The sequence below is a fragment of the Dietzia sp. B19 genome, assembly GCF_014145155.1.
Taxonomy (GTDB): domain Bacteria; phylum Actinomycetota; class Actinomycetes; order Mycobacteriales; family Mycobacteriaceae; genus Dietzia; species Dietzia natronolimnaea.
In genome coordinates, this window is sequence record NZ_JAALED010000365.1 from 1 (window position 1) to 3065 (window position 3065).

Annotated in this window: 2 protein-coding genes; both read right to left on the reverse strand. The window is 71.3% G+C overall.

Going from position 1 to position 3065, the window contains the following annotated elements:
- Nucleotides 1–603: MazG nucleotide pyrophosphohydrolase domain-containing protein (locus G6020_RS10865; protein ID WP_347237752.1), on the reverse strand; the 603-nt coding region annotated here is incomplete at its 3' end.
- Nucleotides 604–671: 68 nt separating this feature from the next.
- On the reverse strand, nucleotides 672–3065 hold a 2394-nt coding region (mfd, locus tag G6020_RS10870; RefSeq protein ID WP_182610640.1), incomplete at its 5' end, for a transcription-repair coupling factor.

Here is a 3065-nt window from a genome sequence, read left to right on the forward strand (position 1 = left end):
GGCGGTGTGCTCGCGGAAGAGGCCCGCCGGGTCCACGTGGACCACCCTCATCTGCGCGGGGACCAGCTCATCGGGCACACCCGCCGAGCGGGCGCGGGCCAGCACTTTCTGCCCGAGGGCGAGGGCCGGCATGTCCCACGGGATGCCGTCGACCACCCCGCGCGGGGGGCGACCGGTACGTTCGGCGGCCTTGGCCTCCTGCCAGAGCCGGTCCTGCTCTGCGGCGTCGAGGCCGGCAGCGCCATCAGCGGTGAACCAGTAGGGCGCACGCCGGCGCAGCTTGTCCAGAAGGGCGCCGGCCACGTCGTGGATGTCGAACGCCCCCTCGGCCCGCTCCTCGCCGATCGCGGCGTGGAACAGCACCTGCAGGAGAAGATCGCCGAGCTCGGAGACCAACTCATCGCGGTCTCCGTCGGCCACGGCGTCGACCAGCTCCCACGACTCCTCCAGCAGGTACGGCAGTAGCGAGGCGTGGGTCTGGGCGGCTTCCCACTCGCCGTCGCGCCGGATGCGGGCCATCACCTCGACGGCCTCGGCGAGCCGATCCCCCGCGCCCGCGCCCGCGCTCAAGCTCGAGCCCGTCGAAAAGAGCGTTTCGGACACATCGGCCGAGTGGATCTGTGCGGAACGCTCTTTTCGATGGGGGTCGGAGCCGGAACCGGACTCGGGACTCACACCGACACCAACTCCGGCTGGATCACCGGGTGCGAGCCCTCGGGATCCCCGGCCATGGCGGTGAGGAAGTCGGCGGCGTACTGCAGCATCTCGTCGTCGCGCGCCTTCTCCGCGCCCGCACCGGCACGCGCGCCTGCCGCCTTGGGCAGCGGGAGCAGCACGGTCTTCTGCGTGGCCCGGTACTGCGCGGCCGGGTACATGCGCTTGAGCCGGATCTGCTGGGAGTCGAGCAGATCGAGCGGGCCCACGCGCAGGCGGGAGCCGGCCAGCACGATCTCGCGCACCTTGTACTTCTGGCACACGAGCCGCAGTCGCGACACGGACACCACGCGCCGGGCCTCGGCGGGCATGGGTCCGTAGCGGTCCACCAGTTCCTCGACCACCGCGTCGATGTCCTCGGGCGCCCGCGCCTGGGACAGTTTGCGGTACGCCTCGAGCCGTAGCCGGTCGCCGTCGACGTACTCGACCGGGATGTAGGCGTCGACCGGCAGCTCGATGCGGATCTCGCCCACCTCCTCCTCGACCTCCACGGTCTCGCCGTCGGCGATCGCGCGGTAGGCCTCCACGGCCTCGCCCACCAGACGGATGTAGAGGTCAAAGCCGACGCCGGCGATGTGGCCGGACTGCTCGGCGCCCAGGACGTTGCCGGCGCCGCGCAGCTCGAGGTCCTTCATGGCCACGGCCATGCCCGCGCCCAGGTCGTTGTTCTGGGCGATGGTGGCCAGCCGGTCGTACGCGGTCTCGGTGAGCGGCTTCTCCGGGTCGTAGAGGAAGTAGGCGTAGCCGCGCTCGCGGGACCGGCCCACGCGCCCGCGCAGCTGGTGCATCTGCGACAGACCCAGCTGGTCGGAGCGGTCCACGATCAGGGTGTTGGCGTTGGAGATGTCCAGGCCGGTCTCGACGATGGTCGTACACACCAGCACGTCGTAGTCGCGGTTCCAGAACCCGCCGACGGTCTGCTCGAGCTGCTCCTCCCCCATCTGCCCGTGGGCCACCACCACGCGCGCCTCGGGCACCAGGTCGCGGATCTTCGCCGCGGTGGCGTCGATGGTCCGCACCCGGTTGTGCACGTAGAACACCTGCCCCTCGCGCAGCAGCTCGCGGCGGATGGCGGCGGCGACGTGCTTGTCCGAGTGCGCGCCGACGTATGTGAGCACGGGCAGCCGCTCCTCGGGCGGAGTGAGGATCTGGCTCATTTCGCGGATCCCGGCCAGCGACATCTCCAGCGTCCTCGGGATGGGCGTCGCGGACATGGTCAGCACGTCCACGTGGGTGCGCAGCGAGGTGATGTGCTCCTTGTGCTCCACACCGAAGCGCTGCTCCTCGTCCACCACCACCAGCCCGAGGTTCTTCCAGTGCACCGCGGTGGCCAGCAACCGGTGGGTGCCGATCACCACGTCCACCGTGCCGTCGGCCAGCCCCTTGAGTACCTCCTTGGCCTCGGCGTCGGAGGTGAACCGGCTGAGCCCCTTGACGGTCACGGGGAACCCGGTCATGCGCTCGACGAAGGTCGCCTGGTGCTGCTGCGCGAGCAGCGTGGTGGGCACCAGTACCGCGACCTGGGTGCCGTCCTGCACGGCCTTGAACGCCGCCCGCACGGCCACCTCGGTCTTGCCGTAGCCCACGTCGCCCACCACCACGCGGTCCATGGGGGCGGTCTTCTCCATGTCCCCCTTGACCTCCTCGATCGCCGTGAGCTGGTCGACGGTCTCGGTGAACGGGAACGCGTCCTCCATCTCCCGCTGCCAGGGGGTGTCGGGGCCGAACGCGCGGCCCGGGGCGGACTGCCGCTTGGCGTAGAGCTGCACCAGCTCGGTGGCGATCTCCCGAACCGCCTTGCGGGCCTTGCGCTTGGTGTTCTGCCAGTCGGCGCCGCCCATCTTGCTCAGCGTCGGGGCCTCCCCGCCTACGTAGCGGCTCAGCTGTCCGAGGGACTCCATGGGCACGAACAGGCGGTCGCCGGCGCCCCCGCGTTTGCCGGGGGCGTACTCGATCACCACGTATTCGCGGCGGCTCGAACCGTCCCCGCCGCGCACCTGCCGCTCGACCATCTCCACGAACCGGCCGATGCCGTGCTGGTCGTGCACCACCCAGTCGCCGGCCTTGAGCGCCAGCGGGTCCACCTGGTTGCGTCGCTTGGCGTGGCGCGCCTTGGGGCGCGCGGTGGCGCCGAGTCGGTTGCCGGTGAGGTCGGTCTCGGAGACGACGACGAGGTGGTCCCCCTGCTCCCCGGAGTCCCCCGACAGGGCGAACCCCCCGTGCAGGATCGCCTCGTAGACCGACACCACGCCGGGGGCGGGCTCGGATCCCGCCGGGGCGGCGGTGGCCGGGACCTCCGCCTCGGACAGGCGTTCCAGGACGCGGTCGACGGTGCCGTGGCCCGGGACCAC